Annotated in this window: 30 protein-coding genes and 1 pseudogene; 16 read left to right on the forward strand and 15 right to left on the reverse strand. The window is 42.0% G+C overall.

Annotated elements, in window-relative coordinates:
• The 3 genes from IQ246_RS17985 to IQ246_RS17995 form a co-directional block, all read left to right on the forward strand.
• Window positions 1-269, forward strand: a 269-nt coding sequence (locus tag IQ246_RS17985; protein ID WP_194004713.1) for a hypothetical protein, incomplete at its 5' end; no start/stop codon positions are given.
• Between the two features lie 227 nt (window positions 270-496).
• Entirely contained in the window at window positions 497-1,099 is a 603-nt protein-coding gene (locus IQ246_RS17990; RefSeq protein WP_194004714.1) for a tyrosine-type recombinase/integrase, read from the forward strand.
• Between the two features lie 254 nt (window positions 1,100-1,353).
• Complete coding sequence (locus tag IQ246_RS17995) at window positions 1,354-1,833, forward strand: hypothetical protein (RefSeq protein ID WP_104902435.1); 480 nt, start codon at window positions 1,354-1,356, stop codon at window positions 1,831-1,833.
• Window positions 1,834-1,927: 94 nt separating this feature from the next.
• On the opposite strand, the gene IQ246_RS18000 is transcribed toward IQ246_RS17995, so the two are convergent.
• Window positions 1,928-3,457: a pentapeptide repeat-containing protein gene (locus IQ246_RS18000; RefSeq protein WP_194004715.1), complete on the reverse strand. Its 1,530-nt coding sequence runs from the start codon at window positions 3,455-3,457 to the stop codon at window positions 1,928-1,930.
• 58 nt (window positions 3,458-3,515) lie between these two features.
• On the opposite strand from IQ246_RS18000, the gene IQ246_RS18005 reads away from it, so the two are divergent.
• Both IQ246_RS18005 and IQ246_RS18010 read left to right on the forward strand, forming a co-directional pair.
• Window positions 3,516-3,674 carry a hypothetical protein gene (locus IQ246_RS18005; protein WP_194004716.1) on the forward strand — a complete coding sequence of 53 codons (159 nt, stop codon included), beginning with the start codon at window positions 3,516-3,518 and terminating at the stop codon, window positions 3,672-3,674.
• Between the two features lie 131 nt (window positions 3,675-3,805).
• Complete coding sequence (locus tag IQ246_RS18010; RefSeq protein WP_244142075.1) at window positions 3,806-4,420, forward strand: MarR family transcriptional regulator; 615 nt, start codon at window positions 3,806-3,808, stop codon at window positions 4,418-4,420.
• A gap of 45 nt (window positions 4,421-4,465) precedes the next feature.
• Here the strand turns inward: IQ246_RS18010 and IQ246_RS18015 are convergent, their stop codons facing one another.
• The 3 genes from IQ246_RS18015 to mobC all read right to left on the reverse strand — a co-directional run bounded on the left by IQ246_RS18015 (window position 4,466) and on the right by mobC (window position 8,115).
• Window positions 4,466-4,861 carry a hypothetical protein gene (locus IQ246_RS18015; protein WP_194004718.1) on the reverse strand — a complete coding sequence of 132 codons (396 nt, stop codon included), beginning with the start codon at window positions 4,859-4,861 and terminating at the stop codon, window positions 4,466-4,468.
• Between the two features lie 190 nt (window positions 4,862-5,051).
• Window positions 5,052-7,685 (reverse strand): relaxase/mobilization nuclease domain-containing protein, encoded by a 2,634-nt coding sequence (locus IQ246_RS18020; protein WP_194004719.1) that lies wholly within the window; start codon window positions 7,683-7,685, stop codon window positions 5,052-5,054.
• The gene (gene mobC, locus IQ246_RS18025) at window positions 7,663-8,115 is read right to left on the reverse strand and encodes a plasmid mobilization relaxosome protein MobC (protein ID WP_194004720.1); all 453 of its coding nucleotides are present in this window, start codon (window positions 8,113-8,115) and stop codon (window positions 7,663-7,665) included. The genes IQ246_RS18020 and mobC overlap by 23 nt, the downstream gene beginning before the upstream one ends.
• A 124-nt stretch (window positions 8,116-8,239) precedes the next feature.
• On the opposite strand from mobC, the gene IQ246_RS18030 reads away from it, so the two are divergent.
• The 3 genes from IQ246_RS18030 to IQ246_RS18040 all read left to right on the forward strand — a co-directional run bounded on the left by IQ246_RS18030 (window position 8,240) and on the right by IQ246_RS18040 (window position 9,933).
• A complete protein-coding gene (locus tag IQ246_RS18030; RefSeq protein WP_194004721.1) occupies window positions 8,240-8,518 on the forward strand; it encodes a hypothetical protein in 279 nt (92 codons plus the stop codon).
• A 150-nt stretch (window positions 8,519-8,668) separates the two neighbouring features.
• Window positions 8,669-9,160, forward strand: coding sequence for a hypothetical protein (locus IQ246_RS18035; RefSeq protein ID WP_194004722.1), 492 nt, complete (start codon window positions 8,669-8,671; stop codon window positions 9,158-9,160).
• A complete protein-coding gene (locus IQ246_RS18040) occupies window positions 9,157-9,933 on the forward strand; it encodes a hypothetical protein (RefSeq protein ID WP_194004723.1) in 777 nt (258 codons plus the stop codon). Before IQ246_RS18035 ends, IQ246_RS18040 begins: the two co-directional genes overlap by 4 nt.
• Before the next feature lie 157 nt (window positions 9,934-10,090).
• On the opposite strand, the gene IQ246_RS18045 is transcribed toward IQ246_RS18040, so the two are convergent.
• A protein-coding gene (locus tag IQ246_RS18045; RefSeq protein ID WP_194004737.1) for an ISAzo13 family transposase occupies window positions 10,091-11,313 on the reverse strand; the annotation gives its coding sequence in 2 pieces (ribosomal slippage) (window positions 10,091-10,833 and window positions 10,833-11,313; 1,224 coding nt in all).
• A gap of 213 nt (window positions 11,314-11,526) precedes the next feature.
• Between IQ246_RS18045 and IQ246_RS18050 the strand changes: the two genes are divergently transcribed.
• Window positions 11,527-12,279 carry a hypothetical protein gene (locus tag IQ246_RS18050; RefSeq protein ID WP_194004724.1) on the forward strand — a complete coding sequence of 251 codons (753 nt, stop codon included), beginning with the start codon at window positions 11,527-11,529 and terminating at the stop codon, window positions 12,277-12,279.
• Window positions 12,280-12,513: 234 nt separating this feature from the next.
• Here the strand turns inward: IQ246_RS18050 and IQ246_RS30470 are convergent, their stop codons facing one another.
• Window positions 12,514-13,272 (reverse strand): hypothetical protein, encoded by a 759-nt coding sequence (locus IQ246_RS30470; RefSeq protein WP_339379127.1) that lies wholly within the window; start codon window positions 13,270-13,272, stop codon window positions 12,514-12,516.
• A gap of 25 nt (window positions 13,273-13,297) precedes the next feature.
• Between IQ246_RS30470 and IQ246_RS18060 the strand changes: the two are divergent.
• A pseudogene (locus IQ246_RS18060) lies at window positions 13,298-15,289 on the forward strand (Tn3 family transposase); the annotation flags it as partial.
• 127 nt (window positions 15,290-15,416) lie between these two features.
• Here the strand turns inward: IQ246_RS18060 and IQ246_RS18065 are convergent.
• The 9 genes from IQ246_RS18065 to IQ246_RS18105 form a co-directional block, all read right to left on the reverse strand.
• Complete coding sequence (locus tag IQ246_RS18065) at window positions 15,417-17,318, reverse strand: hypothetical protein (protein ID WP_194004725.1); 1,902 nt, start codon at window positions 17,316-17,318, stop codon at window positions 15,417-15,419.
• 64 nt (window positions 17,319-17,382) lie between these two features.
• Complete coding sequence (locus IQ246_RS18070) at window positions 17,383-18,099, reverse strand: hypothetical protein (protein WP_194004726.1); 717 nt, start codon at window positions 18,097-18,099, stop codon at window positions 17,383-17,385.
• Window positions 18,099-18,509 carry a hypothetical protein gene (locus tag IQ246_RS18075; RefSeq protein WP_194004727.1) on the reverse strand — a complete coding sequence of 137 codons (411 nt, stop codon included), beginning with the start codon at window positions 18,507-18,509 and terminating at the stop codon, window positions 18,099-18,101. The genes IQ246_RS18070 and IQ246_RS18075 overlap by 1 nt, the downstream gene beginning before the upstream one ends.
• 1 nt (window position 18,510) lies before the next feature.
• Window positions 18,511-18,795, reverse strand: a complete 285-nt coding sequence (locus IQ246_RS18080; protein WP_194004728.1) for a hypothetical protein — start codon at window positions 18,793-18,795, stop codon at window positions 18,511-18,513.
• Window positions 18,796-18,859: 64 nt separating this feature from the next.
• Entirely contained in the window at window positions 18,860-19,081 is a 222-nt protein-coding gene (locus tag IQ246_RS18085; protein WP_194004729.1) for a hypothetical protein, read from the reverse strand.
• Window positions 19,078-19,287 carry a hypothetical protein gene (locus tag IQ246_RS18090; protein WP_194004730.1) on the reverse strand — a complete coding sequence of 70 codons (210 nt, stop codon included), beginning with the start codon at window positions 19,285-19,287 and terminating at the stop codon, window positions 19,078-19,080. The genes IQ246_RS18085 and IQ246_RS18090 overlap by 4 nt, the downstream gene beginning before the upstream one ends.
• Window positions 19,280-19,474, reverse strand: coding sequence for a hypothetical protein (locus IQ246_RS18095; protein WP_194004731.1), 195 nt, complete (start codon window positions 19,472-19,474; stop codon window positions 19,280-19,282). The genes IQ246_RS18090 and IQ246_RS18095 overlap by 8 nt, the downstream gene beginning before the upstream one ends.
• A complete protein-coding gene (locus IQ246_RS18100; RefSeq protein ID WP_194004732.1) occupies window positions 19,468-20,664 on the reverse strand; it encodes a hypothetical protein in 1,197 nt (398 codons plus the stop codon). The genes IQ246_RS18095 and IQ246_RS18100 overlap by 7 nt, the downstream gene beginning before the upstream one ends.
• A gap of 201 nt (window positions 20,665-20,865) precedes the next feature.
• Window positions 20,866-21,009: a hypothetical protein gene (locus IQ246_RS18105; protein ID WP_194004733.1), complete on the reverse strand. Its 144-nt coding sequence runs from the start codon at window positions 21,007-21,009 to the stop codon at window positions 20,866-20,868.
• A 169-nt stretch (window positions 21,010-21,178) separates the two neighbouring features.
• Between IQ246_RS18105 and IQ246_RS18110 the strand changes: the two genes are divergently transcribed.
• The 6 genes from IQ246_RS18110 to IQ246_RS18135 all read left to right on the forward strand — a co-directional run.
• Window positions 21,179-21,373 carry a ribbon-helix-helix protein, CopG family gene (locus IQ246_RS18110; RefSeq protein WP_104902418.1) on the forward strand — a complete coding sequence of 65 codons (195 nt, stop codon included), beginning with the start codon at window positions 21,179-21,181 and terminating at the stop codon, window positions 21,371-21,373.
• Window positions 21,370-21,564: a hypothetical protein gene (locus tag IQ246_RS18115; protein WP_194004734.1), complete on the forward strand. Its 195-nt coding sequence runs from the start codon at window positions 21,370-21,372 to the stop codon at window positions 21,562-21,564. Before IQ246_RS18110 ends, IQ246_RS18115 begins: the two co-directional genes overlap by 4 nt.
• Entirely contained in the window at window positions 21,557-21,799 is a 243-nt protein-coding gene (locus tag IQ246_RS18120; RefSeq protein WP_194004735.1) for a hypothetical protein, read from the forward strand. The genes IQ246_RS18115 and IQ246_RS18120 overlap by 8 nt, the downstream gene beginning before the upstream one ends.
• Window positions 21,800-22,281: 482 nt before the next feature.
• Window positions 22,282-24,729 (forward strand): VapE domain-containing protein, encoded by a 2,448-nt coding sequence (locus IQ246_RS18125; protein WP_244142076.1) that lies wholly within the window; start codon window positions 22,282-22,284, stop codon window positions 24,727-24,729.
• Between the two features lie 197 nt (window positions 24,730-24,926).
• Complete coding sequence (locus tag IQ246_RS18130; RefSeq protein WP_194004736.1) at window positions 24,927-25,535, forward strand: hypothetical protein; 609 nt, start codon at window positions 24,927-24,929, stop codon at window positions 25,533-25,535.
• Window positions 25,536-25,766: 231 nt separating this feature from the next.
• A partial coding sequence (locus tag IQ246_RS18135) for a hypothetical protein (protein ID WP_208492204.1) occupies window positions 25,767-26,050 on the forward strand: 284 nt, incomplete at its 3' end.

A 26,050-nucleotide genomic window follows, 5' to 3' on the forward strand; every position in this document is an offset into this window, starting at 1 on the left:
CCGCCAATAGAGAAGACGAGGAACCATATAGACTCACTCGACTGGAGAGAGTTTACGGTTTTGTTTGTGGACAAGCAACCCTTCTCAAGCACATGGATGCCTTGAAAAAGGTAACTAAATTGCATGATCACAAAGGAGTATTAACCGTTAGTTGGAGAGCCAAGCCCACCGAGGAAGAAAAAGAATTTTGGCAGCGTGCTTGGGCTAGCCATGTGGGTGATTTGAGTGAAGTTGTTTTGCACGAATTTGATGGTGGTTCAATTGACTAGACATAAGTAGCGAAAAGATAGGCGATTGCAGTTGGATGCCAGCTTTTTTGGCAGCAGTGGCGACAATATCCCTAATTTGGCATTGAGCCAAGATGGAGATATTTATTAATTGATAACTATTCGCAATAACTCTTGAGTGGCGCGACTCTCAACGAAATAATGGGGATCTTGGGGGTGTAGACTGTCCATAATATGTCGCGTAAACCGGACACTACCCTTACGAGTAAATGAGGCCGCCACCCCCAATTCGTCTACCTAACAAGCATTACAGGTCTAGAGAATACCTTACACCAAGTGAGGTACGATCTCTCCTCGATGCCGCACTTGAGCGCAAAGCTCGTTATTCTCACCGTGATTATACACTGATGCTGCTCATGTTTCGCCACGGCTTGCGGGTGGGGGAAGCTGTAGGGGCTAAATGTGGGTTGCGCTGGGATGCACTGATGTGGGCCGAACGGCAGATTTTCATCACCAGGGAAAAGGGCAGTGACTCTGGGGTGCATCCCTTGAGAGACGATGAATTAGTTTTGCTCAAGGAACTCAGAGAGATGTTGCCTGATAGTAAATACATTTTCGTTTCTGAGCGCGGTGAGGTGATGTCTACTGATGCGGTGCGAAAGCTGCTTGGGCGACTGGCGGCGCAGGCTGGGCTTGATATCAAAGTTCACTGTCACATGATGCGCCATGCTTGCGGTTACTATCTGGTGAATCAGGGTTATAACACCAGGGAAATCCAAGACTTCCTGGGACACCGTGATATCAAACACACTGAAAAATATACAAAGCTGAACGCCCGACGCTTCCTGAATTTTGATTGGGGTGATTTGTAATTTCTCTATAACTTAAATTTTTTCAGTTCCCAAGTTACTTATCAGAATTTAACTCATGAGAATCAAAGTTCTGACAAGTAATGACTTTTAAACGACATCTCACCCACGGTTGTAAATAAGTTTATTAGCAAAATTATGTGATATTTCTCTAGCCACACCACTAATGTAACTGTTAATACTGTACTTAATCGGGTATTGTAACTTTGACAAAGTTGTTACACGATTATCTATAAATCTTACATTCATAATTTTATATGCCTAAAGATATTCTAGGAGAACTACGAAACATTTTTCTTGAAGCTATTGCATCTCACAAATTTATAGAAATGAAATATGGTCGAAACCAAACTGATGAGATTAACAAATTGAAGCAAAAATATGTGAAGCTAAAAAAATGTTTTGAAGCCAGTGAAACGTCTGGAGATAATCTGTATTATGAGCAGTTGAATTCTTCTACACTAAATTTAGAAAAACGATTGGATAATATGGAACAAGAATTATGTTCAATAAAGATTAAACTAATTGAACAACAGAAAGAAACTAGCCAAATTATTAATCAAATAGAAAAACAATTAGCTGAAATAGAATTGGTTAGAAATACAGAAAATGTATTGGTTGAATTAGAACTCCCGATGTCATCCGGGATAACTAACAACAAAAGCCCTAAGCATCAACACAATCACGTAGTTCATGTGGAATTAGACTCTTTACGAAAACAGCTAGATGAATTGTAAATAGAGGCTTAATCACAACAACGAACTAAAGTGAATACCAAATGACAAGACAAAAAAGCTTCTCCGTCCCCATAGGTAAAACACAAAGTATCACTTATTCGGCTTCTAGGAACCCTTTTATTGTTTCAGCCGGAATATTGAAAAGTGGATGGTTAACAAATGTCTTTAATCCTTCCAGTACTCCTGCTTTTAGTGCAGATATCAATCTGGCTTTTAGTGTTGGATTACGTTTAATTTCTTGATGAATCGCTTCTGTAACTGCGTCAGTTGTTGGATTAGTTTGAGCTAGTTGATTGAGAAGTTGTTGAATTTCTGCTCCTGCCTCAGCCAGATTTTGTCTCATATCTGGTGCGTAGTTAGTGATGTTTCCATCTATCTGTTGTGCATTAACTGTCTGAGCATCTACAAAACCCCCACCAAACTGGGGATTATAAAAGTTATTATTAGAAATTTTCCCAGGATTTTCTGCCATAGCTTTTTGCACTGTTTGTTGTTGATTAAGTAAGTAAAATAAGTTATTAATATATTCTCCCTGTCTTTGAACTTGTTCACCGTAATGTACTATTTGGGCATCTTTGCTGCTAATTTCAGCCTTGTATCTCTCGGATAGAACTTTATGGGCAAACTCATAGCCCTGTACAAAATCACTGTGAAACTTTGCCTTATCTGCGCTTGAAGAAACTTTCACTCCAACGACAACCATGCCATCGCCTTTGATTTCAATATTCTGGATGGCTAAATCAGAGCTTTCGTTTTCAACTTGGGTCTTTCTAAAAGAGTAAGCAAAGGCTTCCCAGTCAACCCCATTGCGAAAGATTAAGTCAACTGTTTCTAAAGCTTTCTGGAATAGCTTGGTAAACTCCCCAGGTGCAAACTCTCCGCTACTTGGACGACGTTCTTGTTTGTCACTTTTTAAATAGACATACTGGCAATCTATGTTATTTAGCTTTGTACCATAGTTATAATTCCAGTCTTCCAAACAAGCACCTGTAAAAATTGCAGAGGTAAAATTTGCCCCTAGTGCTTGAGTTCTAATTAGGTCAGCATGGCTAAGGTTAGCTCCACTGAGGTCAGCATAGCTAAGGTTTGCATTGTCAAAATTAGCATAACTGAGGTTAGCTTGATTCAGGTGAGTACGGCTAAGGTTTGCATCGAAAAGGAAAGCATAACTGAGGTTAGCTCCACTGAGGTCAGCATAGCTAAGGTTTGCATTGAAAAAGAAAGCGTTACTGAGGTTCGCTCCATTGAGGTTAGCCCCACTGAGGACAAGGCTATGATCATCAGCTTCTTTGAGGTAAGTATTGCTGCGATTAGCTCCACTGAGGTCAACACCTACTAGATAAGCTTCGTTAAGGTTAGCTTCGCTAAGGTTAGCCCGATAAAAATAAGCATCCGTAAGGTCGGCTCTGCTGAGATTAGCCCCACTAAGGTTAGCCTCGCGGAGGTCAGCCCGATAAAAATAAGCATCCGTAAGGTCGGCTCTGCTGAGATTAGCCCCACTAAGGTTAGCTTCGCTAAGGTTAGCCTCGCGGAGGTCAGGAATTATTTCTGGATTTTTAACTCTCCACTCATTCCAACCTTGTACACTTTCCTTCAACCGAGCATAATGCTCCTCATTAATCATTGCAGATTTTCCTTATGTCCTACCTTCAAAATCTTCAAGGGGGGGGATAACTATGGAGATGTCATTTTCAATTAACCTCATTAAATCTAAAGCAGCAGGTTTGGCTTGGACTATAGCAGTTGTTGGGGGTAGCGTCCACCCTGGTGATGCTACCTGTGGGGAAAGATGTCGGCAAATATGTAGTTTCACGACATCACACGAAAAGCGCCGAGTGTAGAGCATTCAGTCCCAGATTGACCTGCAAAAGCGCGAACGCTCTGACGGCTGATGCTGGTAGATACAGTTGCTAATTCCCAGTACCAAGGTGTATGCTGTTACACAAACTGTCTGCCAGTCAGACCGCCGACTATGACCAAACTAGACCGAGTACCAGTCGCCCAGCTTCCCGATAAATATGGGATTGTTAAATCTGTTATCTACGATCGCATCAATCGGTTAGGCATCAAGCCAACCAAAATCGGCAATAAGTCTTATGTCAGTGGAGAGCAGTTAGAGTTGCTTGACCAGTTAGATGCCCACATGAAAGCGGGTGGCAGCATGGCGGACTTTGCTGACCAATACGCAAGTCATGGAGGCGGTCAGTCGGAGAATTTTGATTCGGGCATAGAGTCTGCCAGTCAGTCTGACGGTCAGTTAACAGTCGCCGGACTAACCGCCAGTCAGTTCGGCCAACTTTCGCAAGTGATTGAAGGGTTAGTGACACGGCTGATTCCCGCCATTGTCCGTCAGCTTCCAGTATTGGCTTCTGACCCAGTTGCCCATTTGAGGGCATTGGAAGAAGCTTATAAAAATGGTTGGCTACTCAGCACTCGTGAACTGGCGACTTTACTAAAATTGTCTTCTTCTACAGTTTGTAGGTACGGTTCAAAGTTTGAAGACGCTGGTTTTGTGTTTACCAGGGCAGGACAAAGGAAGGGGGGAGAGGTGGCATGGTCAGTAGGAAAAGCCAAAAAATTTAAATAAGTATTGAAAGTTTATGTTTTAAAGTTTAGACTTTTTTCCTTTCGGCTATAACCCAAATTTAGTTAAATACTCTGATAAATATTTTTCTCGAAGTTGTCGCTTCTCTTCTTCTAAAGTTAACAAATCTTGTTGCATAAGCTTTTTAAGCCTTTCTATACATTCTTCTTGAGTAAGCATATCTTCTAGTTGCATAAGCTTTTCAAGCCTTTCTACACATTCTTGTTGAGTAAGTATATTTTGTGCTTGAATGAGCTTCCTCAGTATTTCTATACATTCTTTTTGGTTTTTAGAAAAATTATCACTGCCAATTGATTGGTTAGGGTTCTTTTTTGCTTCCTGTAAAAGAGGATAAAGTTTATTAGCCATCCGAAAATCGGATATTCCACTTCCATGATTGATTGCTTTAACAAGTTGAAATGCTGATAACTTAGGTAAGTTCATTTTGTATTCCTTATATTAGAGAAAGTAGAAGTAAATACTTACTCCTATATTTTGCGTTTATTATAACTAATACCTAGAACACTAGGGCCAACGCATTATGTCAACAATCTGGTTGGCTCAACGAGTGGATTTATGGCAGTGACAGACACCGCAAGGATTGAGATTTCTAGGTTTTGAGTTGCGCCATCGCCTAGAGAGAGATTCCTTTATTTTGTCTTCTTTCTTGTTGCCGTTCTTCTCTTATTTCTTGCAATACGCGCTCTGCTTCTTGCCAAAAAATTATATCTTCTGTTTCTATTGACCCCATATTAATCGGTGAATACTCAAGCTCACCTGACTGGTTTCGGTTGACAGACACCCGGAAAATCTCACCTCGTTCATCATGGGTAAATACCAATTCTCTACCCTGCTTCTCTAGAGTGGCGCGTTTGAATCTAAGGCTATTTGAGCCAGTTTCTCTTAACTGCCAGTTGATTAATTCAACAGCAATAGGTACTGCTACAGCTAAGAATTCCGACTCTTGACGCTGCTTTTCTGTGAGTGACTGTTCTGGTTCTGACTTTTGAGTTGCCAGTTGATTGCTAGCGATAAGTACCAAATACTTAGCTTCATCTTGTGTCCATCCGGCTGGACTGGCAAAGATAATTTCTTCAACATCTTGGGGTGGTTTATTATCTAATAGCGCCCGTATAGCAATTTCTTTATCTCGGTCAGTCACTAATAAGTTTTGCAAGTCGGCGCTGTAATACTCATATAACTCGGCTGAAATATTATCTTTTAACTTTGGTTCATCTGTGGTTATAGTTGGAGTTTGATTAAGAGCAATTGCATCCACTGGTTTTTGCGATCTATGCAGTTGATCCAAATAAACAATCGCTGCTTCCAGGTCGTCGAATATGGTTCTTCCGACTGATAGCTGCTGCTGATTTTGAGAAAGTTGTTGCGTTAATTCTAATACTGCTTCAGTTAATGCTGATTCAACAGTTGATTGCTCAATGTAATCAGAAATTGATGAAATAGCTCGTTTCTCTAGATATGATTGCAACTCAGTCGCAAGCACTGCATCCAGGTCATTAAATGTAGCTTTAGCTGTAATGAGTTCCTTTTTGTATTGAGAAAGTTGTTGCGTTAATTCTAATACTGCTTCAGTTAAGGCTGACTCGACAGTTGATTGCTCAATATAATCAGAGATTGATAAGATAGCTTTCTTCTCTGTATGGGATTGTAACTCTTGAGTAATTGCCGATGATAGCTTGTCGGATGCGGTTCTACCTGCTGATAATTGCTGGTTATATTGAGAGAGTTGTTCTGCTAATTGTGGTAACGTTTCACTTAAGGCATCATCAACTGCTGACTGCTCAATAAAATTAGCAATTGCATCCACTGCTCTTTGTGATATAAGCCGTTGCTCCACATCAGCAATCGCCGATTTTAGCTCGTCTAGTGTGGTTTTATTATTAGCTAGCTGCTGGTGATATTGAGAGAGTTGTTCTGTTAATTGTGGTAACGTTTCACTTAAGGCATCATCAACTACTGACTGTTCAATAAAGTCAGCAATTGCATCCACAGTTCTTTGTGATAAGAGTTGTTCCCTTTCAGCAATCGCCGCTAATAGTTCGCCGTATGTGGTTCTTCCGGCTGATAAATTCTGCTGATATTCAGACAGTTGTTCTGCTAACTGTGGCAATGTTTCAATCAAAGTTGACTCAACTAGTGACTGTTCGATAAAGTCAGAGATTGTATTTATGATCTCTGAAGTAGCTTGTTGTTTTACATCTGATTTATCTGGGTTTAGCTGGTGTTTACTTTCGGCTATAGCTTGAGCTTTTTTAGGTAATATGGTTGATATTACTTTTTGATTAACTTGGTTATTATCTACAGATTCTAAGAAATTATTTAAACGTTTAATTTCGCTATCGTCACGTTTAGGGTCGTAGTTTATCCCCAATTCTGTCTGAAGCTTTGTAAATGAACACTTATACTTATTGAGATTACCTCCCTGTTTCCAGAGCAAGCGGGGGCTACCATCTTCATTAACAGAGCCGATATCAATGCCAAACTTAATACCCCTTGCTCCACCGTGGCTGTAATAACTTACAACGGCTTTGACTTGATGCTCTCTCCATAACTGCTCAATTAGCTGGGGCATTGTGGGTTTATTTACTGCCACTTGCTCAATCGCTCGGCGTATTATTTCTTCGCCTGGAAGTCCATCGCGTTCAACTCGTTCCAGTTGATTCCGAGTCATAGCCTTTTGCTTACTCTCCCAACTACTTTGGACTGGGGTAAGCTGAAATTCTCGCTCTAGCAGTCGGGCTGAGTGTTCCGAATGGGCGTAATTATTCCAAGTGCGAATAGACTTACCATCTAGATTATTGACTCTGGATGCAACGATGTGGGTGTGGTCGTGTTCTTTGTCTGAGTGCCGCGCTATAAAGAAGTCATAAGCTGGTAATTCTGATTCTATAAATTCATCAACTAGCTGGTTCAGTTTGGTGTCAGCTATCCTTTTATCAGGCTGTTTAACTTGAGCTTCATCACCCTGAAGCCGCGATAGTACAATGACCGATGCCAAGTGACGTTGGGATAGATTAGCTAATTCGTCATCATTTAGCGTTCTATCATTTTTCGGTATACTAAGCATTAAGTGATAGCATGGGTCTTTTAGTTGGGGGTTAAGGTGGGCTGATAAGGTAAACTGCTCTACCAGTTCATTGGTGCTTTGACCGTACATATTCCCGCCAATGATTTTGGCTTTCTCTTTATCAAGCACATATTTAGTAGTGCCACGAAATGATTTGTTAGCCTTGACTTTGGTAATCATTGCCCTGCTCTTCTACCGATACTTGAGTGAGTGATTGGCGAGTCTGCTCTAAAAGTGCTGTCAGTTCTTCAAGAGTTTTCAGATATGATTTGACCTCGTTAGTCAACGGTTGGCTACCAATTTTTACAGCTTCGTTAATGGCTCTAGTTTGTTGATTCAGGTTGTTGCCAATCTTCTTTAATTCATAAATAGCCTGTCGGTTAACTTCGGGAATGACTAACTTAGGATGTGGTAAAGGATAATCAAATAATCTCGCTCTAATATAATCGCTTTGTACCACTCCACTGCACCGTTGCTCTAGCCTCGTTTTCTCGGCATAGCTAGCCCTAAAGGTGATGGTTACTTCTCGCTTTTCATCTGGTGCTACTGACCGATTGGTTAATGTGTCAGCTAATTGATTACTGAGATTGGTACGAGGGTCTGGCTGCATAACTAGTTAAGCGTTTATTTATCTGCTTCTTCATTTTTCACCGGGTTATTCGCTGTAGCTGCGATGGTGCGAAGCACCAAGCAGGTAGGCGAATAACCCGGAACTCTCTTGACTTATTAACCCCTTGAAAAGAACGGTTTTTCGGGGGTTTGGGGGACACCCCCAACAAGCAACCACGCCGCTTTACCCAGAGGGTAAAGTAGCACGTAGTGCGTTACGGCGTATTGCTTGCCTATGCCCCCACGCGAGGACACAGGGAAACCAGAACCAGGAGGCGCAACGGGAGACTGGGGGAGTACGAGACTTTAGCGACCCACGATTGACTCTGTGCAACAACCTCGGTATAACCGAGGGCAAGGTCTATTCAACAATGCTGCCTACACTCTTTGATATCAAAGTGTAGATTCACGCCATCACCACTTTTTTAAACTAGTCTACCTCACTGGACTAGCAGCCTAATTTTGTTGATAGAAAGTCACATCAAGATAAAAAACTTAAACTTTTTGTTACCACGACTTTTTTACAATGGAGTGATTTATTACTACTGGTGAGTATGCCCCGTAAACCGAAAGCTGTTCCTTTATCAAAAATAGAAGATATTCAAACCAGTCTCAAACAGAAAGCGGCGACTCCTAAGACTATTAGCTTGTCAGATTTAGTTAAAAGTTTAGCTAAACCTATTCAAGATATGTTAGATGCTGGCTACTCCTATGAAGATGTTTCTGATGTGTTTAAAGGTCATGGGGTAGAACTGGCGGCCAGTGGTCTGAAGGGTTTTCATAAAAAAGCTTCAACAACTGACAATAAAGAAAGTAATTCTTCAGATTCTTCAGCAATTGATGAATCCGTTAATTCCGACTCCGAGCCAGAATCAGCCGACTCATCAATCGAAACTAATGACTCGGTTCCACCAGTAGAGCCGGATAGTTCACCAGCTTCAAGTAGTGAACTATCCTTACCGTCCCCATCGACAACTTCGAGACGAAAGAAACCAACAGCTAAAGCTTCTGCCCAATTCAACATCACTGATAGGAGTGAACTATGAAACGCATCGTGATGATACTGGGAGGCAAGGGTGGTACAGGTAAGACTGCATTTACTCGCTTGCTATTGGATGTAATGCATTCAAAGGTCATTAATTATCTAGCTTATGACGCAGATACAGAGAATCCAGAACTGTATGAGTATTATCAAAATTTTGGCTCAGGGGTAAGACTGTTAAACTTCCTGGAGGTGGCAGAGGCGAAACGCTTCTTTACGGAAATTAAAGCCGAATCACCAGACTCAGTAATAGTAGATATGCCAGGAGCATCAAGCAATAAAACTAGGGAGATTATCAGTAAGTTTGGACTATTCAAGATTGCTGGCGATTTAGGTTATCGGGTAACGCTGGTGACTGTATTAAACCTTGGTTATTCGGTGATAACTAGCTTAAAAACTATGGCTGAATTCTGTGGCGCTCAAGCTGATTATGTCGTAGTGAAAAATTTATGTTGGGATAAGGGTTTAGGTTTTCAGCGCTGGGAGAACAGTAAAACGTCGGGAGCTATTGCTGACCTAAAAGGTATAGAAATAGAGATGCCAGAGTTAGACTACTCAACCTTTGACACGTTGACAGAAAAAGGTCTGCCTTACTCAGCTGCCACTGAAGATAATGGATTCCCCTTTGGAGATTACCTGCTAGTGAGTGGGTTTTTAGATCAGGCTAAACCAGAGCTTTCAAAAGCTGGGGTTTATTTGGGATTGCAGCAACCATCGGTAAAACCAGCTGTTGAATCGTCTAAGGGACTTCCAGAGAATAAAATATACACCCAATAAAAATGATAATCATTTTTAGGGGGAGAGAGGGGTTGCTGACGGCAACCCCTCTCTCCCCCAATAAATATGCAAGACAAATGTCTGCACAAAGATAGTTCTTAAATGCAGTGAACAGAATTGACATCGATTATTTTGGCGCTTTTAACATGATAGAAAATTACGTTACTCCACAACAGATATCGATAAACCACTTACCTAAATTTGGTAAATTATCTTCGGTAAAATTAGTCAAACGTTCAATCTTATTTTCAATGTCTTGCATGGCTGTTTTAGTTAGACGGACTCCGCTAGAGTAAGTTTGAGTAACTAACTTAACAACTGGATTTTTCCCATTCCACGTCATAGTTTTAGCAAAATTTAGTGCAGTTTCAACTTCATCTAAAATGCTGCCATTCCAATGATTTTCCAAGGCAGCCCAAGTTCTTTCAATGGGATTATATTTACTGTGATAGGGAGGATAGTAAGCTAAACGTATATTTAATTTGTATGATTGAGCAAATTCAACTATACGTTTCATAAACTGAGTACGTCGAGAACTATTCTCTCCTCCATTATCTTGATTAATAAGTAAAGTTTTTATTTCCGAAAATCGCCAGCTTTCTGATTTCCAAAAATCCCCTAAAATGTCAACGATAAAATCGCTAGTTACTTTGGATTCTGTGAAATATAAAAATAGTTCGTCAAGCTCTGGAAGGAAGATGCCATAAGGAGCCACAGTTGTTTTTGGTTTGAAGTCATGGTCATCAGTTTCCGTTGGTACTCGATTTCTACCACCACGATCAAAGGAGCCAATATTGACACGAGCTTTGGCATCCAAACTTAACCGTAAAACGCTTGGATCTTCTGAAGTTTCTTGGTGAACTATAGCTAATTGCTCAAAGATTGCATCAGTTTCGGGAATTTTTTTTGAGGTTGAATTTTGGCAACTCTTTTGAGGCGATACCCTAAATCATTTAACTTGACACGAATTGTTTCTGAAGTTGGTAATTCTTCATCTGCATAAGCAAATTTCTTAATTAATTGATGCCTCACTTCCGCAGCAGAAAGGCGTGTATATAGTCTTTGGCTTTTAAAAGTAGGGTCTATTTGACTTTGAGAATCGACCAATTTTTTTATATCTTCTAAAAGATTTGGCAGTTTGGCTTCTGATTTATAACGTCCTCTACCTCGATAATTATCCACACAAATGATACCACTATTTAATTCTTTAACTCCTTTACCAATAGTTACACGATTCCATCCCAGCTCTCTCTCTGCTTTAGACTGCCCTCCGTGTCCTAATGCCATAACTGTTTGTGCTATAAATTTACGCTTCGCTGCTCCTTTTAATTGCTGTGCGGTTTCTTTCAATAACTTCTTCAGTGAATCTGTTAATTCTATAGACACCTCTTTCCACCCACAAATTCAATCATCATCGAATTTACTACAAAATGGGGAGGAAAAGGCTGCTGACGGCAGCCTTTTCCTCCCCCATCACAATGATTATCATTTTCATTAACTGTATATTTTATTTTCTGGAAGTCCCTAAGACTTCAACGTCAAAACAGCTAAAAGCAACTGCATCTACTTCTCGCCAGGGTAAAAAGAAAACTAATGAACAGCAACAGTAATAGCAACGGTCATCACAACGATAGCCCTGACTCAACTGCTAATTCAGTAGAGAGCAGTGAACTGGGGGAGGTGAAGACGGCGCTTGGCAGATTGTATAAAGAATTTGAAAGTTTTAAGCAATCACAAAAAACTGAACGTGAGAGAGATAGGGCGGAGTTACAGGCATGGGCACAGACGAATCTTATTCAGAATCAACTCCTGAGCAAAGCGATGGTGACAATCGAGATGCTGACGGGCGAACTGAAGAATCAGAATCTCTCTTGGAAAGAGTTAGAGCAGAACAACGTCGATTTGAAGCAAGAATTAACTCCCTTGCTGATGCAGTTGCAGAGTATGCCCAAGTCCTCGGCGACATTAGAGAGCTTAGAGTTAAAAGGGCTGAAGAACGAAGTATTGCAGTTAAAACAGAACGGGAACCAACTGTTGAGTCACACGCAGAAATTGACTACGGTTATTCAGGAGTTGAAGAACAACCCGACGAAACCCATCACCATAGATCAAGAGGTTTATCGCTCTGAACCCATAAGTAAATATGGAATGATGGGATTGCTTACTACATTATTTGGTTTGTCACTTTTTTTTCTACTAAATCAATTTATTCCGGTAAAAATCTCGGATGATTTCAATAATTATCTACAAGCTATTTGGGAGCGTACTGGTTTTACTAATACCAAGTTACAGAGGGTTGAACGATATCTGGGAACTGACCCCAATCAAAAAAGACGTGCAAGGTAATCCGGTAGTTAATACCAATTAATTTACTAATATAAGCAGTATTGGTTAGGGATAGTTGGACTAAACCTAAGCAATACTGCTGTCTTGATGTCTGGAGTTGATGTCTTTGATATAGGGGTAAAAGTAGCGAAGAGAGAATTTGCCGCCACGCAATGGCTGAAAAGCATACCTCGAAGGCATTTCAGAAAAAAAGCTAATTTACTTACCAAAACTGTTATTGGAGATATCAGTAAATTATTTGAATTCTTGTAACCTTTGATTAACTTCATTAATGTCGAAGGTATCTGGACTAAAGCCTTCACCTACCCACTCCATCCTCTCTTCGTATTCTGGATGTGACGGTGAAGTAATTATTTCCAGTAACTCTGCATAGCCCCAAGAACCACCACAATCTTCAGGAGGACAAGCACGCTTCCCAGTTATACATATGGGGTAGTTTGTATCAAGAGTTGATGGTAGTTCTTTTTCTACCAAAATTTCGTGTTCCCAGCTATCTCCAAAATCGTAAGTGTAAGAAAATTTGAATTTCTCACTCTTAACCACCTGATTTAGCTTGACAGTCTTTTCCGAACGCACATTAAAGTCATACTCTGGTTCAGGTTGACCGTAATCAATACCTGCAATGGAAAATTGGTGCATATGATAGTTATCCCAGCCCATTACCTCTTGCACAATCAGATGTAGCTGTTGAAGCGTTGTCGAACTTAATACCTGTATCCTTCTCCAAATAGGGGGTCGAATGTTCTTGAGGGTGATTTTGAGTTGGTAAACGGTTTGATTGCTTGTAGATTTTTTTGAAGCCATAGTTGCTTGCTCAAGATTAGATATCAAATTTGTCTGATTGTCCTTAGTTGCATTTGACTCAAGTCGATGTCGTTTGACAATATCTAAGACCGTTGTCTTCGAGAGATGAAGCGAGGCGGCAATTTTACGGTAGGAATAGCCGGATTGCACCATCTGCAAAACTTTGGGGCCTAACTTATCTGCTTTCACCCGTTGTCCCGGTTGCCTGCCAACCGTATCGCCAAAACAATATGGTGAATACTCGTTTCATGGACGCACTATTGAACGTCATCGCGCTGAAATCCGTGAATTCTTTGGTTTTCGAGAATTCAATCCACAAGACAAAACACAACTGATTGCTTGGTTGTGCGAATTTGTTTTGGCATACGACCGTCAAGCCTCCTCATTAGAAGCAGCAGTGTATCAACGTTTACGGGAGTTAAAGTTAGAACCACCAATACCCGAAGCGGTAGAACGGCTGATTCGGTCTGCGGTCGTCACTACTGAAAAAGAATTCTGTGCTGGCATCTTCAAGCAAATTGAATCGGGAACGCTGACCAAAATGGATGCCCTTCTCAATACTCAAGATGCTCTAGATGATGACCAGAGCCAATTTAAACAGTCAGTCTTCAATTTTCTCAAAACAGACCCCGGTCGTACCAGTCTCAAGAGTATCTTCAAAGAAGTCTCCAAACTTGAATGTATCCGGGATTTGGGACTACCGACCAAACTGTTTGCTAACGTTCCCCCCAAAATTATTACTCACTACCGTCGGCGGGCAAGTGCAGAGACACCCCGCGAACTGCGTCGTCATCCTGCGAAAATTCGCTACACATTGGTTGCCGCTTTCTGTTGGCAACGCAACCAGGAGATTACCGACAGTTTGGTAGTCAAGATTCAAAAGAAGAAAAATGGCTGGATTAGCGTCTCTCCTCTGGAAGCACAGCCAGAACCACTCAATATCTTGCAACTTAAACGTGAGATAGAAAGGCGCTGGCCCCTGACCAGTTTGCTGGATATGTTGAAAGAAGCCGACCTGCGGATTGGTTTTACTAATCATTTCAAGAATACGGGTGTGCGTTCTAACCTAGACCGAGAAACCCTGCAACGACGATTGTTGTTGTGTTTGTATGGACTCGGTAGTAATACCGGACTCAAGCGTATGTGCGGAGGAATTAACAGTGACTTAGAATATGATCTGCGTTATGTCAAAAAGCACTACATTCACCGAGAACACTTGCGTAATGCTATTGCAGAAGTGGTAAATGCTACTTTCAATATTCGTAAGGTAGCAATTTGGGGAGAAGGTACAACAGCGTGTGCTAGTGATTCCAAAAAGTTTGGCTCGTGGGATCAAAATTTGATGACAGAATGGCATATCCGCTACGGAGGTCGGGGAGTGATGATCTATTGGCACGTTGAGAAAAAATCTGCCTGCATCTACTCTCAACTGAAGACTTGTTCTTCTTCGGAAGTGGCAGCAATGATTGAGGGTCTTCTACGGCATTGCACTGATATGAAAGTAAAGAAAAACTATGTAGACACCCACGGTCAAAATGAAATTGCCTTTGGCTTCTGCCGTTTACTGGGCTTTGAGTTGATGCCTCGGATCAAGCGCATTGGCTCCCAAAAGTTATATCTACCAAGTGCTGGACAAAAACAAGATTTTCCTAATTTACAACTTGTACTGACTAAAGCAATTGATTGGGAACTGATTCGCCAGCAGTATGACCAGATGATTAAATATACTACTGCTTTACGTTTAGGAACGGCGGAAGCAGACACGATTTTGAAACGTTTTAGTCGTTCTTCTCCTCAACATCCGACACAAAAAGCACTTTCTGAGCTAGGTAGAGCGGTTAAAACTATCTTTCTCTGTCACTACCTCAACTCTGAAGCATTACGGCGTGAGATTAATGAAGGGCTGAATGTGGTGGAAAACTGGAATAGTGCTAATAGTTTTATTTTTTACGGCAAAAACAGTGAAATTGCTACTAACCGCCTAGATGAACAAGAATTATCGGTTTTGTGCTTGCACCTGCTGCAAATCAGCCTTGTTTACATCAATACCCTGATGATTCAAAGGGTTTTGGCAGAAGCCACTTGGATGAAGCAGATGAGAAAAGAAGATTTCCGGGCATTATCACCGTTGATTTGGGTACATGTTAACCCTTACGGCACTTTTCGACTGGATATGAACGAGCGATTACAAATTGATGCTGCTTAATCTAGATTTTTTTTCTGAAACCTAATCTGGGTAAGATTTTCAGCCGTCGCGTGGCGGCAAATTCGCTCTTCGCTACTTTTACCCCATATAAGTGCTTTCTTAACGGCTTTTTGAGATTGCAGTAATATTAAAAAGCGGTAAAGCCTAACTTCTCACTACCGTTCAATTGCTTGGATTCTATAAGTTGTGCAATCGCACCCCTTAAATACCGAACACTAGGTTTATCTTCGCCCCACTTTCGGCTATTTCTAATCGCTGCAAAGCTGACTGGTGTTGTAACGGCTGAAGTAACAATGTTTAAAATTTGCTCTAAATCCGCCTCAGAAATACTGACTTCTTGTACCTCTACAATTTCAACCTCTTGGGTAGGTTTTGAGAAAATAGACTCCAGTTTATTAACTGCGTCAGATGGTGCAATTTTCTCCCCTCTGGGCATAACTGCTGGCTCGTGATGCTGCACCAGTTCGGGGAAAAATTTGAGTAATGTTCTAGCTGGATCTGGCTGTCCATTGCCTGGGTGCAATGAAGTTTTCAACCAGTCAGGAATCATGCCCAGATTGCCACCGCTAACAGGTTCAGCAAAGTTATTAGGGTTGGCTTTGAAATATTCCCCACTTGCAACATTAATCTTTCGCAATCCGCCAGCACTAACGGATTTAGCTACACAGCCAATGAAGTTAACTGATTGCTTAAAGGTGTCTGCTAGTCCTGCTGTCGCCTTGCCAACCACAGAAGTTAGGTTCGAGCCGTGCAACACAATGATTAATGTACCGCCAGACTTAGCGAAGCGAGAAAGTAAATATTGGATCGCCCAAGTGCGATCGCTCTCCTCTAACAATGACAGCAACCGCATCGCCTCATCAATCACTAACAGTAAGTTTTTGTGGGAGTAAGGATCACTTCCATCTAACCCTTTAAGAAATTTAAGCAAGTCACGGGCGACTAGTTTATCTGCCCCGTCCGCATCTTTTTCGGGGTATTTAAGAGCAGAGGTCAAGTTGCAACTAAACGGGTAAACGTCCACCCCGGCTGTAAAGTATTGGGTGTTTAATCCTGCATCTAACGCCTTTGATAATGTTGCCAAGATTGCTGCTAAGGTTCCCTTGCCACCTCGCTGAGTACCTGCAATCGCAATTACTTGAGAACTCATCATGTCTTCTATAAGTAAACCACTTTTCGTTAAAGCAGCGATGAGTGCGTTTGCTCTATTCGCCAAAGTCAGATGAGTTATAGTCTCTGGTGCAAGCCCATTAGCTGATGGCTGTAACTCTGTAGGTCTAGAAAGAGAAGAAGCTTGGCGAGTGTGCCTAATATCTACCTGTGGTGATTGAAATTGCTTGATATCTACGGTCGGTGGTAACTGGGTTTGAGCCTGTACAATAGCACTTACCTCCAACCGATTCACCCGACTGTCAATCGTCACATCCTGTAAATGGAGAGCCATACTTTGATAAGTGGGTAGCTGACGACCCTTAAGCTTGCCAAACCAGCCAAACATCCAGCGATAAGCATAAAAACGTTTTCCTGGCTCAACTTGGGTTAAATACTGCCCAATATTTTCAAACTCAGCTAGAAGAAAGGCGTACTCTTCTGCTGATTGTCGTTCTAGGAATTTAACGGTATTGGCAAGATGATCCGCTTGATAATTGCTCCTAGTATCATAGTCACCAGCAAGAGCGATCGCATCTACAAAGTTGCCACGTACAAAGGGTAAAGGTGCAATTTCTTTAGTGCGGTTCGAGTGTTCGACAACAAACCATAGCCACGCAGCACCGCCAATTAAACCACCAACTACAGCCAAAGGGTTGACCGCATAACAAACCGCTCCTATCCCCCCAGCCAACAAACCAAGTACACGGGTCATGTCTGCTTCATTCTCAGATACCCGTGCCATTTCAAATAATTGGTCTTTTCTCTCTTGCAGCCATTGAGCGATATTTCCGGCTTCTAAATGCGAGAGACTAGGATACTGCTCGCGCAAATGTTCAGTTTCTTTAGTTGTAATCTGAGGAATATTGTTACTTTGCATAAAAGAAATGCCTCGTTGAGTAGTGAGTGCCGCCCGACTGAAGAGTTGTTGAGCGGCAATCAGTTTAATCTTTGGTCAACCGCCAGATGGCAAACCCAATTTCACCTGCCATCATTGTGCCGATGTTAAATAAGATGCAGCCCAAAATCAAGAATGGGGCTGTGTAGTCGAATGGGTTACGAGCTGCAAAGGTGGTGACAATATCAAACGCCCAAACCGCAATCACAACCAGCCCTGCGCTAGAGCGATCGCGTGTGCCTGCGGTCTTGTAGTCCTTCCAAAGTTCACCAACAAGGTCAATCTTGCCACTAGGCTTGGTTTCAAGCTCATAAACCATGTGGTCTTGGAGTTCCCGCCGTGCTGAATCTGGGTTTTTACCGCGTAGGGCATGGGCTTCGATTACTTGCACACCTACAGAAACCATAAATGCCAGGTAAAACAAAGGGTTAAATACTGCAAACGGCACATTTAGCCAATTCCAAGTCGGTTCAAACCACGGGCAAACTGGGGGCCCAGTAAAGATTAATTGCCAAGTTGAATCAGCACTGATTATGGAACCGCCGATAAATAAAATCCCGCCTACCAACGCACGACCCGCGCCACCGTTAGCAACAAACTGATTGACTATAGCGGCGGCTGCCCTAACAGGTAAACCAACAATCATCACAACAGCCTTGGCACAAAAATCGATGATTTCACCAAGCGTTCGCTTCTTACCTTTAGGTTTACCATCGCTGTTGCCAGTACTATTACTTTCTGCACTTGATGAACCTAACGCCATTACTTTCTCCTCACTGGCTTGATATTTTGAACACTTTTACAAATCTCTTTGGCTTTGTGCTTCCACTTCCAAATTCCTTCTTCAATTCGCCCAATACAACGCCCAGAAGCATCAAAAACATCAACAATCTCATCATCAAGATAAAGGGTTGTGTCTGGTCTAGGATTGCGTTTACTGCTGTCAAAATAATTCGTGATTCTCAGTTTTCGAGTTGTGGGCATGACTCCCGCCTCATATAAGGCATCGCTGGTTTTTGCCCGTTCTTCTATGCGTTTACGCTCTAATCCTTCGGTGGCTTTTAATCTCTCGGCTTCTGCGTATGCCCCCAACTTGGGAATCAAGGGGATGAAGAAAGGCAACATACAGACTAAGACACCAGCCAAGGCTAAATACAGTTGTTTCTTGTACATCTCACTGTGCCATTGCGCTAATCAGTGCAAATTTTTCCCATTGCTTTAACTCATGCAATCGTTTCCATGCTGACTCGGCTTCGTTGCTAGGAGCGGTAGAAGAATCACACTCTAACCATGCTTCATGTGCGATTCTTGCAATTAGCCAGAGTGTGTCTGATTCGCTCATCTTCTCTAGTCCTTCGCCCCATGTCTCACACATATCTTTAATGAGTGCGTTGTTATGAGAAAGAGAATAAAAACCTACTGGGTGTGCCATTTTGGTATCCTTGATTTGTGTATTCATTTAATGCCTGATGCTTGGGTGACAGCAATGTTTAAGCCGCTTTGCTGTCACTTTTAACGAGTCTCTATTCTGATGGTAAAATTAAGCCGATTTGCACTTGTTCAATGCCATCTAATACCTCAAAAATTGATTGGATGGCGTCATTCAAAACCAAGTCATTTGATGTAGTGAAATACTTTGATGCTTGCAGTCTTCTATATTCGGGAGTAGCTTGAATCAACCTTAAAGTTTGCTCAACACCAGCAAGAATGATTACTATCTCTTCTGTACTAACATTGCTATTCATCTCACACCTCTATGAACGTGGAACTTGCTCTTTTGAGGCTTATATTTTTGAAAAACAAGCATTACCGCACCTCCCCCCAAGAATCCAGTCCCCATAACTCCAGTTGTAAGCGCTCCTAATTTTTGGCTCCCGTAATAGCCAAAACCAACAGCAGATATTAGACCAATGACAACTGCGGTAACTGACTGAAACTTGATATTATTCACCTCTCAAAGCCTCCAAATTACTTAAGTTGATTTGATGATTGTTATTGACAGAAAACCTTTCATTTACTACTTTCTCTAAAGCTTTTCTCAGCCAGTAAGCGGGGGTTGTGCCATCCATTTCTGCAAGCATTCTGATGGCTGGAGTCAAGTCTTGAGGAACGTTGTAATTAAGCCGCTTGTTTAACATCGGTCGTTTCTCCACTCATAAAGTTTTTTCATCTCTGATAAAGCAACAGTTCCAGGATTTTCTGGAATCAACAAATTACTTTCAGGAATGCTTGCTTTGAGTAATCTTTCCTTAACCAACATCTGCACAGGTGCGATCGCAAATGCACCGCCACACAAAGCTACCTTGCTACGTCTAGCTTTCACTGATATGTCATCTAGGGCATAAGCCAAGGGAGAATCTTTCATCCATGAATGAATAGCGTTCTCCAACTCAGCCCCAATGTTTTCGCCATCGGGTGCAATCGCACTTATCCCAGCATCACCAACGGTTGCAGTTTCCAAAATCTCGCGCAGTTGGGAGGGGCGAATCATTTTAGAAGAATCGGTGTGCGAGAGGGCAAGAGAGAATTCTTTAATCAATGTGGCAACACCACCGCCACCATTCGGACTACAAGTTACGCGTTTTGGTAACTTGCCGAGATTACTGTATTCGCTAATTGTGGCTGTACCATATCCAATATCAAAAGTATGGAACTGTTTATCGTCAAAGCGTTCGCTTGCCCAAAGTGACGCGCCATATCCCTCTGGAAATCCAAGAAAGCCTTGCTTTGAAAAACACAAACGGTATCTAACACCGTCTACCGCTATCCACTTGCATTGTTCAATGGCTTTCTTCAATGACAATGGAGAAGCTAGTGAGAGCGTTGATAAACGAATGTGCAAGGTTCTACGTTTGTCGCTCGTGCCTGTAGATAACTCAAGCAGATTTGGCAGAGATGCGATTGCGCCTAGTGCAAGGACGGGGAAGTAATCTACTTTGTAATTCTCGGAATCACTCATCGCTATGTACTCTTTACCTTGCAATCTAGCTGAGGAGCCTACAACCCAATGCTCTACAACATCTTTGTTATTTTCATCTTTGGCTCGGCTTAGGCTAAATGCCCCTAATTCTCCAAAGGGTACTGATGGCACACAACACACCAAGGATTCAGTCTTCATCACTGGTGGTTGCTGAGCTTTGTCGAAGTATGTTGTGCCAGTTTCGTTATTAACGAAAGCCTGATATTTAATACTGGAGCGCCCAGCATCTAGCATCAAATGAATTACTTTTTTTGATGGCATCGATGCTTTCTCTGAAATAGTTTCAGGCTCGTTTGTGTTGAGTGCATTCGCGCTAAGGGGTGTTTGTTGCTTTTGAGGTCTTGACATGTCGTTTTACTCTCAACTTTTTATCGTCACTGTCACAAGGAAAAGTAGTCGTCATCAACTAACGTTTCATGTTTCATGTTTCATGTTTCCGGCGAGTGTAAGTGGCGTTTCACGGTGTACGCAGACTGAAACATTGATGCAACCGTTGAAACAGTTTCATGAAACGTTTCTGTGAAACACTACTGAGTATCTTGGCTCCCGCTAGACTCTTGCTGTGCCAGCATCGAATGAAAGCAAAAACTGGAGTAAAAGAAAGTTAACTATCTCTGCATGGTCATTAATGCCCAATTCCTGCGCTTTATTGCTGATAAGTGGGTGTAAAGATTGCCTAATTGTTACTCGCATAAATTCTCCCCAAAATAAATCGCAGGCTGAAGATGCCAGACAGACGTGTATCTTGTCTCTCGCTGGCGTTTTTGCCTTATGTCTGCCAATATAACAATGACACGACATTGTGTCAACACGAAATAGAAATAGTAAAATAATTAGATATTGTGTAGGAGAATGGATTTACATGAACTCAGTAGATTCGATGGTTGATAGACGACGGAGCGAAGATTATAGGCAGTTAAGCGGTCATGTGCCAGTTCCCTTGTATCGAAAATTCAAGGCAACATGTGCTGAACGAGATGTAAACCAAAGTGAGGCCCTCGAACAAGCGCTCGCACTTTGGATAGAACAACCTGCAAAGCAAGATGGTGCCGCATGACCGACGACATAAAACGCTCCAAAGGAAAATTTGACCCGGTTACGGAAACAAGAGATTGGCAAGTAGCCGCGTCTGAGGAATATTGCAGGCGAATTGCTAAAAAAACAGGTAGACGATTAGTAGAAATAATTGATACAGAAGATGAACCGTTACCAATAGTTTGTATTTTTGAGGATTACAAAGATGACTGAAACAGCAACTCTAATGCCACTAAGTACATTTATCCCCGTTTTCACCGCAATCAGCGATCGCGATTGGATACGGTTCAAGGAACTTGAAGTAAGTTTTGCAAACACTCACGGGGTCGAAACTTGGGCAGATGTTTTCAACTTCCGAATCATGCCCGCGCTAGAGCCAGAGGCTAAAAGATGGCTGTTAGTGACAAAATGCAGCCAAGGTATTAAGTCAGTCAAAATTTTAGATTAAGGTCAAGTTGAGGCAGCATCAACAAATTGAATTATTTTTAGTCACACTAATACTATTAATATATATAGTGAGGTATTTGTTTGGTTTTTAATAGTAGTTGAAAACTTGTAAAAGCTTTACTGTGTCTTAGGTTAAGGAAAAAAGATTTTTTGTTTTATTTTATAAAGCTGAGATATTTATTATTTTTTTTTGCATGAGATAATTTATTATGTAATAAGACTATACCCTTAGTCCATCTTTTCTAAGTGTCATGTCACCCGATATACATAAGAAAAGAATGCCTCCCCTAGACTCAACTTGCTTCAACAAGTTGTTTAACAGTCTTAGAAGACACCCCTTTTAAAGTATTTAAATTTCTTTATAACCTAATGTTATCAGTTCCGATAACTTCCTACAACGGGTTTAACGAGAAATTTGATTAAAGTCTTGGTAAATCTTCAGGGGAGGTAAAACCACATCACTTACCTCATAAGGATTTACCAATGATAGCCCTATTTCAAGGATCTCAGACCGTTGATCGCTTAGTCATGCCTTTGCATCTCGCCTCCAAACCAATGGAGGTAACAAAGCATTCACCCTGTCCCCACTGCGGTAAACCAGACTGGTGCTACTCAATAGGAGAATTGACAGTCTGCAACCGCGATGCCCAACCCGCTTCTGGGTGGGAGCAAACATCTAAGACAGATCGCAACGGCAAGCCATACTACGCGCCTGCTCTACCTCAAAAATCGCCACGTCCTCAAGGCAAGAAAGAGTATGTTTACTACGACCGCAATGGACAACCCTTGGTCAAGGTAACTCGCATTGATGACGGCAACGGGAAAAAGCGAATATTCCAGTCACATTGGGATGGTCGTAACTGGGTTAAGGGATTAACTGATTCGGTAAAAGCTTCTATTCCCATTTATCGTTATGCCGAAGTCAGACAGGCAATCGCCCTTGGTAGAACCATATTTATCGTTGAGGGTGAAGGCATAGCCGATATTCTCTGGGAGATGGATATACCAGCCACTACCACAATCGGCGGCGCTCTGAAGTATCGGGTCTACGGCAATTACCAAGCGGATTTAGAAGGTGCTAATCTAGTTCTTTGTCCCGACCGTGACGAACCTGGGTTAAAGCACATGGAAGATATTAATAAAGATTTCCCAGATGCTAAGTGGCTATATGCTCCGCCCAATGAGTTTTACTGGACACACCTACCCAAAAACGGCGGACTGGATATTAAAGACTGGGTACAAGATGGGGCAACACCTGACGACATCCTACAGGCAATTGAGGACAGACGAGTCGTTGTTGATGCGCTCAATAAATCCCTAGAAGTAGAAGCTTCAAGGGAACGACCAGCCCAAAGTAAGTATAAGCAAAAATTGAATGCAATTCGTGCTGTGTGGGCAGATCGCCTACGCTGGAATACTCTCAAAAAACAAGTAGAACTTGACGGTCAACGACTACCGCTTGACCACATTGATTTAAAAGTGGCGATTGATGTTGATATCGACATCAGTAAAGAACAAGCTAAAGGCATTGTTTTGAAACTGGCTCAGGAACACTCTTACTCTCCAGTGGTTGAGTATTTAGAGTCAGTAGCCCAGCGTTACCCCAACGTCGATGTGAATTTACTGGATACTCTGGCCGAACGTTACTTTGGCACAGATGACCCATTACACGCCGCGCTTCTTAAACGGACTTTGATTGCAGCTGTGGCCAGGGCATACCAGCCGGGGTGTAAACACGATGAAATTACTATCTTGCAAGGTAAGCAAAAAGCACTCAAGTCAACATTCTGGGAAGTGCTAGCAGGTGAGGAGTTTTTTACCGACGACATCAACGGCACAGAGAAAGATGAAATCCTCAAAATTAGTCAGTACTGGTTGCTGGAGTATGCCGAGTTTGAGAATGCCTATAAGAAAAAGGATGTTTCACAACTCAAAGCATTCTTGTCCCGGCGTAAAGACTCAATGCGTCGTCCCTACGGTACAGACATTGAGGATTTCCCACGCCCATCAATTATGGTCGGCTCCACCAATCAAAATGAATTTCTTTATGACCCAACAGGTGAGCGCCGCTACTGGGTAATCAAAGTCCTAGTTGAGCGAATCAACATTCGGCAATTGAAGAAAGAACGCAATTTACTATGGGCGGCGGCGGTGGCTGCCTACAAAAATGGTGAGCAATGGCATCTGACTGATACTGAAGACTCTTGGCTTGATGCTGCCAACAAACAATTTCAAAGCACTGACCCTTGGGAACCAACTATCATGGCTTGGGCTAACCTGCACAAAGAAATTTCTATCTCAGAAATCCTTACAGATGTTTTAAAGATTGACCTCGCCAAGCAAGGTCGGCCAGAACAGCATCGCGTCGCCTCCATCCTCCGGGCTAACAGTTGGGTCAAAGGAGATCGCAAACGTATTGCTGGCAAGCTGGTTTATCCCTGGCTCAAGGTAGAAACAGAAGATGGAACGGGGGATAGAACAGGGATAGAACAGAGTATAGAACAGCTTCAAAACATTGTCCAGCAAGCAATAGAGCCTGAGTGTTCTATTTGTTCTATCAATCCCCCTCAAACTTTCACAAAATCTGATGATGCTGTTGAAAATCCACTTCCACAACTTCTAGAAAGTTCTTCAGACAGTGGAACAGAATGGAACAGCACTGAAGTAGAAACGCCCCAAACTCCCACACCACAACCATTACAAGTCTGTTCTGTTCCTGCGTTCCATTCTTCAGACGCAAGTGCTAATGTCACAGCCAATGCTGAATTGGTAAAAGAGTGCATCACCGAGCAGAGTTGGGAAATGCTTGAGGCACTGTTATCAGGTTGGACGGATGAATTTAAGTCGGCAGTGTGGGGATTGTTGACATCAGAGGAACGCTCCCAGGTGAAGAAACTCAAGCTTTCCTTAGAAGGCAGAAATGACTCTTGAGAGTGAAACGAAACTTCAACAAGCTGTATCACTATGACACAGCGCAATTAGGGGTTTACCAAGCCAGTTATAGAAATATAAGTCAGTAACAGAGAAAGAGAAAGGTAGGGTAAATTATTCAAGTGTGCCAAGATGATCTCAGGGGTCAACATCAAGGTGAATGCGTCAAGGGTGAGAATTTTGGGAATGGATAGCTCATGTTATACGTAGGGTCTGGCTACGATGTAGTATGTGACACTGGACTTTCCTACCAACTGGCTGATTCTCGGCTAAGAGCAATTATTAAAGAATGGCTGTTAAACAGAACAGTTCGCTTAAAACAGGTATCAACCAGCAATCAGGGATGGACACCCGGACAGCTCAAACGCAAGTTTGGGGCTGACACTGGACTGTACTGTTTTAGCGGGACTATGGTTGGTTGTGTTTTAGAAGTTGATGGATTAGTCAAGCAAATCAATGGGCGTATTCCCTACCTGAAAACCAACCTCAAACTTGACAAGACTACCGCTTTAAAAATGGATTACGGGTACATAGATTCATCAGGAGAGAGAGAAAAAGTAGACCGTAAAAACTTTTATAGCGCCGCCAAATATTACACCACTCAGTTCCGCTGCCATGTGTTTAAAGAGCATTTTGGTGATGGTGCTGACACCCAAACTGACATGGTAGATTCCTGGGAGAGAGTGGATGAGCTTGGTGTAAAAATCACTTCATCCAGCACCAACTTGGTCTATTTTGATGTTCCTGACCAGTTTGTGGAGCATATCCCCAGCTTTATTCAACCGTGGATTCCTTGCCCCTGTTAGCTCCTACCCGTCGCAGCAAATAATAATTACTTATATTCTTACGACCGAATCAGGGTTACAGCCACGGTCACTGATAAGCATGATTAAATACTCAGTGCATTGTCCACGCAAAATGGAGGTTTGGGGCTTTACGCGGTCTTCAGTACAGGAGATCACTTTCAGAGTAATTAAGTTTTCTATGTTACAATCGGCAAAAAATTGTAGTAATCTTTTAATTTCAAATGTAAGAATTTGAATTTTTGGGGTCTTGGTGGAACAGGAAACCCGATTTTAGTACTTTCTTACTTTTTCTTACCGATTGAAATACATAATTTAATGGTGGCTAAGAGAACTAAGGATATGTTGAGTTTTCAAGCAGATGAAGAAGAGTTTGAAGCCCCGGAGATAACCGCCAATAGAGAAGACGAGGAACCATATAGACTCACTCGACTGGAGAGAGTTTACGGTTTTGTTTGTGGACAAGCAACCCTTCTCAAGCACATGGATGCCTTGAAAAAGGTAACTAAATTGCATGA

This window comes from aff. Roholtiella sp. LEGE 12411 (assembly GCF_015206995.1).
GTDB lineage: Bacteria > Cyanobacteriota > Cyanobacteriia > Cyanobacteriales > Nostocaceae > Komarekiella.

Bases quoted from the DNA above. Each gene is read 5' to 3' on its own strand.
- IQ246_RS17990 (WP_194004714.1), top strand. From the start codon at position 497: ATGAGGCCGCCACCCCCAATTCGTCTACCTAACAAGCATTACAGGTCT.
- IQ246_RS17995 (WP_104902435.1), top strand. From the start codon at position 1,354: ATGCCTAAAGATATTCTAGGAGAACTACGAAACATTTTTCTTGAAGCT.
- IQ246_RS18000 (WP_194004715.1), bottom strand. From the start codon at position 3,457: ATGATTAATGAGGAGCATTATGCTCGGTTGAAGGAAAGTGTACAAGGT.
- IQ246_RS18005 (WP_194004716.1), top strand. From the start codon at position 3,516: ATGTCATTTTCAATTAACCTCATTAAATCTAAAGCAGCAGGTTTGGCT.
- IQ246_RS18010 (WP_244142075.1), top strand. From the start codon at position 3,806: ATGACCAAACTAGACCGAGTACCAGTCGCCCAGCTTCCCGATAAATAT.
- IQ246_RS18015 (WP_194004718.1), bottom strand. From the start codon at position 4,861: ATGAACTTACCTAAGTTATCAGCATTTCAACTTGTTAAAGCAATCAAT.
- IQ246_RS18020 (WP_194004719.1), bottom strand. From the start codon at position 7,685: ATGATTACCAAAGTCAAGGCTAACAAATCATTTCGTGGCACTACTAAA.
- mobC (WP_194004720.1), bottom strand. From the start codon at position 8,115: ATGCAGCCAGACCCTCGTACCAATCTCAGTAATCAATTAGCTGACACA.
- IQ246_RS18035 (WP_194004722.1), top strand. From the start codon at position 8,669: ATGCCCCGTAAACCGAAAGCTGTTCCTTTATCAAAAATAGAAGATATT.
- IQ246_RS18040 (WP_194004723.1), top strand. From the start codon at position 9,157: ATGAAACGCATCGTGATGATACTGGGAGGCAAGGGTGGTACAGGTAAG.
- IQ246_RS18050 (WP_194004724.1), top strand. From the start codon at position 11,527: ATGAACAGCAACAGTAATAGCAACGGTCATCACAACGATAGCCCTGAC.
- IQ246_RS18065 (WP_194004725.1), bottom strand. From the start codon at position 17,318: ATGCAAAGTAACAATATTCCTCAGATTACAACTAAAGAAACTGAACAT.
- IQ246_RS18070 (WP_194004726.1), bottom strand. From the start codon at position 18,099: ATGGCGTTAGGTTCATCAAGTGCAGAAAGTAATAGTACTGGCAACAGC.
- IQ246_RS18075 (WP_194004727.1), bottom strand. From the start codon at position 18,509: ATGTACAAGAAACAACTGTATTTAGCCTTGGCTGGTGTCTTAGTCTGT.
- IQ246_RS18080 (WP_194004728.1), bottom strand. From the start codon at position 18,795: ATGAATACACAAATCAAGGATACCAAAATGGCACACCCAGTAGGTTTT.
- IQ246_RS18085 (WP_194004729.1), bottom strand. From the start codon at position 19,081: ATGAATAGCAATGTTAGTACAGAAGAGATAGTAATCATTCTTGCTGGT.
- IQ246_RS18095 (WP_194004731.1), bottom strand. From the start codon at position 19,474: ATGTTAAACAAGCGGCTTAATTACAACGTTCCTCAAGACTTGACTCCA.
- IQ246_RS18100 (WP_194004732.1), bottom strand. From the start codon at position 20,664: ATGTCAAGACCTCAAAAGCAACAAACACCCCTTAGCGCGAATGCACTC.
- IQ246_RS18105 (WP_194004733.1), bottom strand. From the start codon at position 21,009: ATGCGAGTAACAATTAGGCAATCTTTACACCCACTTATCAGCAATAAA.
- IQ246_RS18110 (WP_104902418.1), top strand. From the start codon at position 21,179: ATGAACTCAGTAGATTCGATGGTTGATAGACGACGGAGCGAAGATTAT.
- IQ246_RS18115 (WP_194004734.1), top strand. From the start codon at position 21,370: ATGACCGACGACATAAAACGCTCCAAAGGAAAATTTGACCCGGTTACG.
- IQ246_RS18120 (WP_194004735.1), top strand. From the start codon at position 21,557: ATGACTGAAACAGCAACTCTAATGCCACTAAGTACATTTATCCCCGTT.
- IQ246_RS18125 (WP_244142076.1), top strand. From the start codon at position 22,282: ATGATAGCCCTATTTCAAGGATCTCAGACCGTTGATCGCTTAGTCATG.
- IQ246_RS18130 (WP_194004736.1), top strand. From the start codon at position 24,927: ATGTTATACGTAGGGTCTGGCTACGATGTAGTATGTGACACTGGACTT.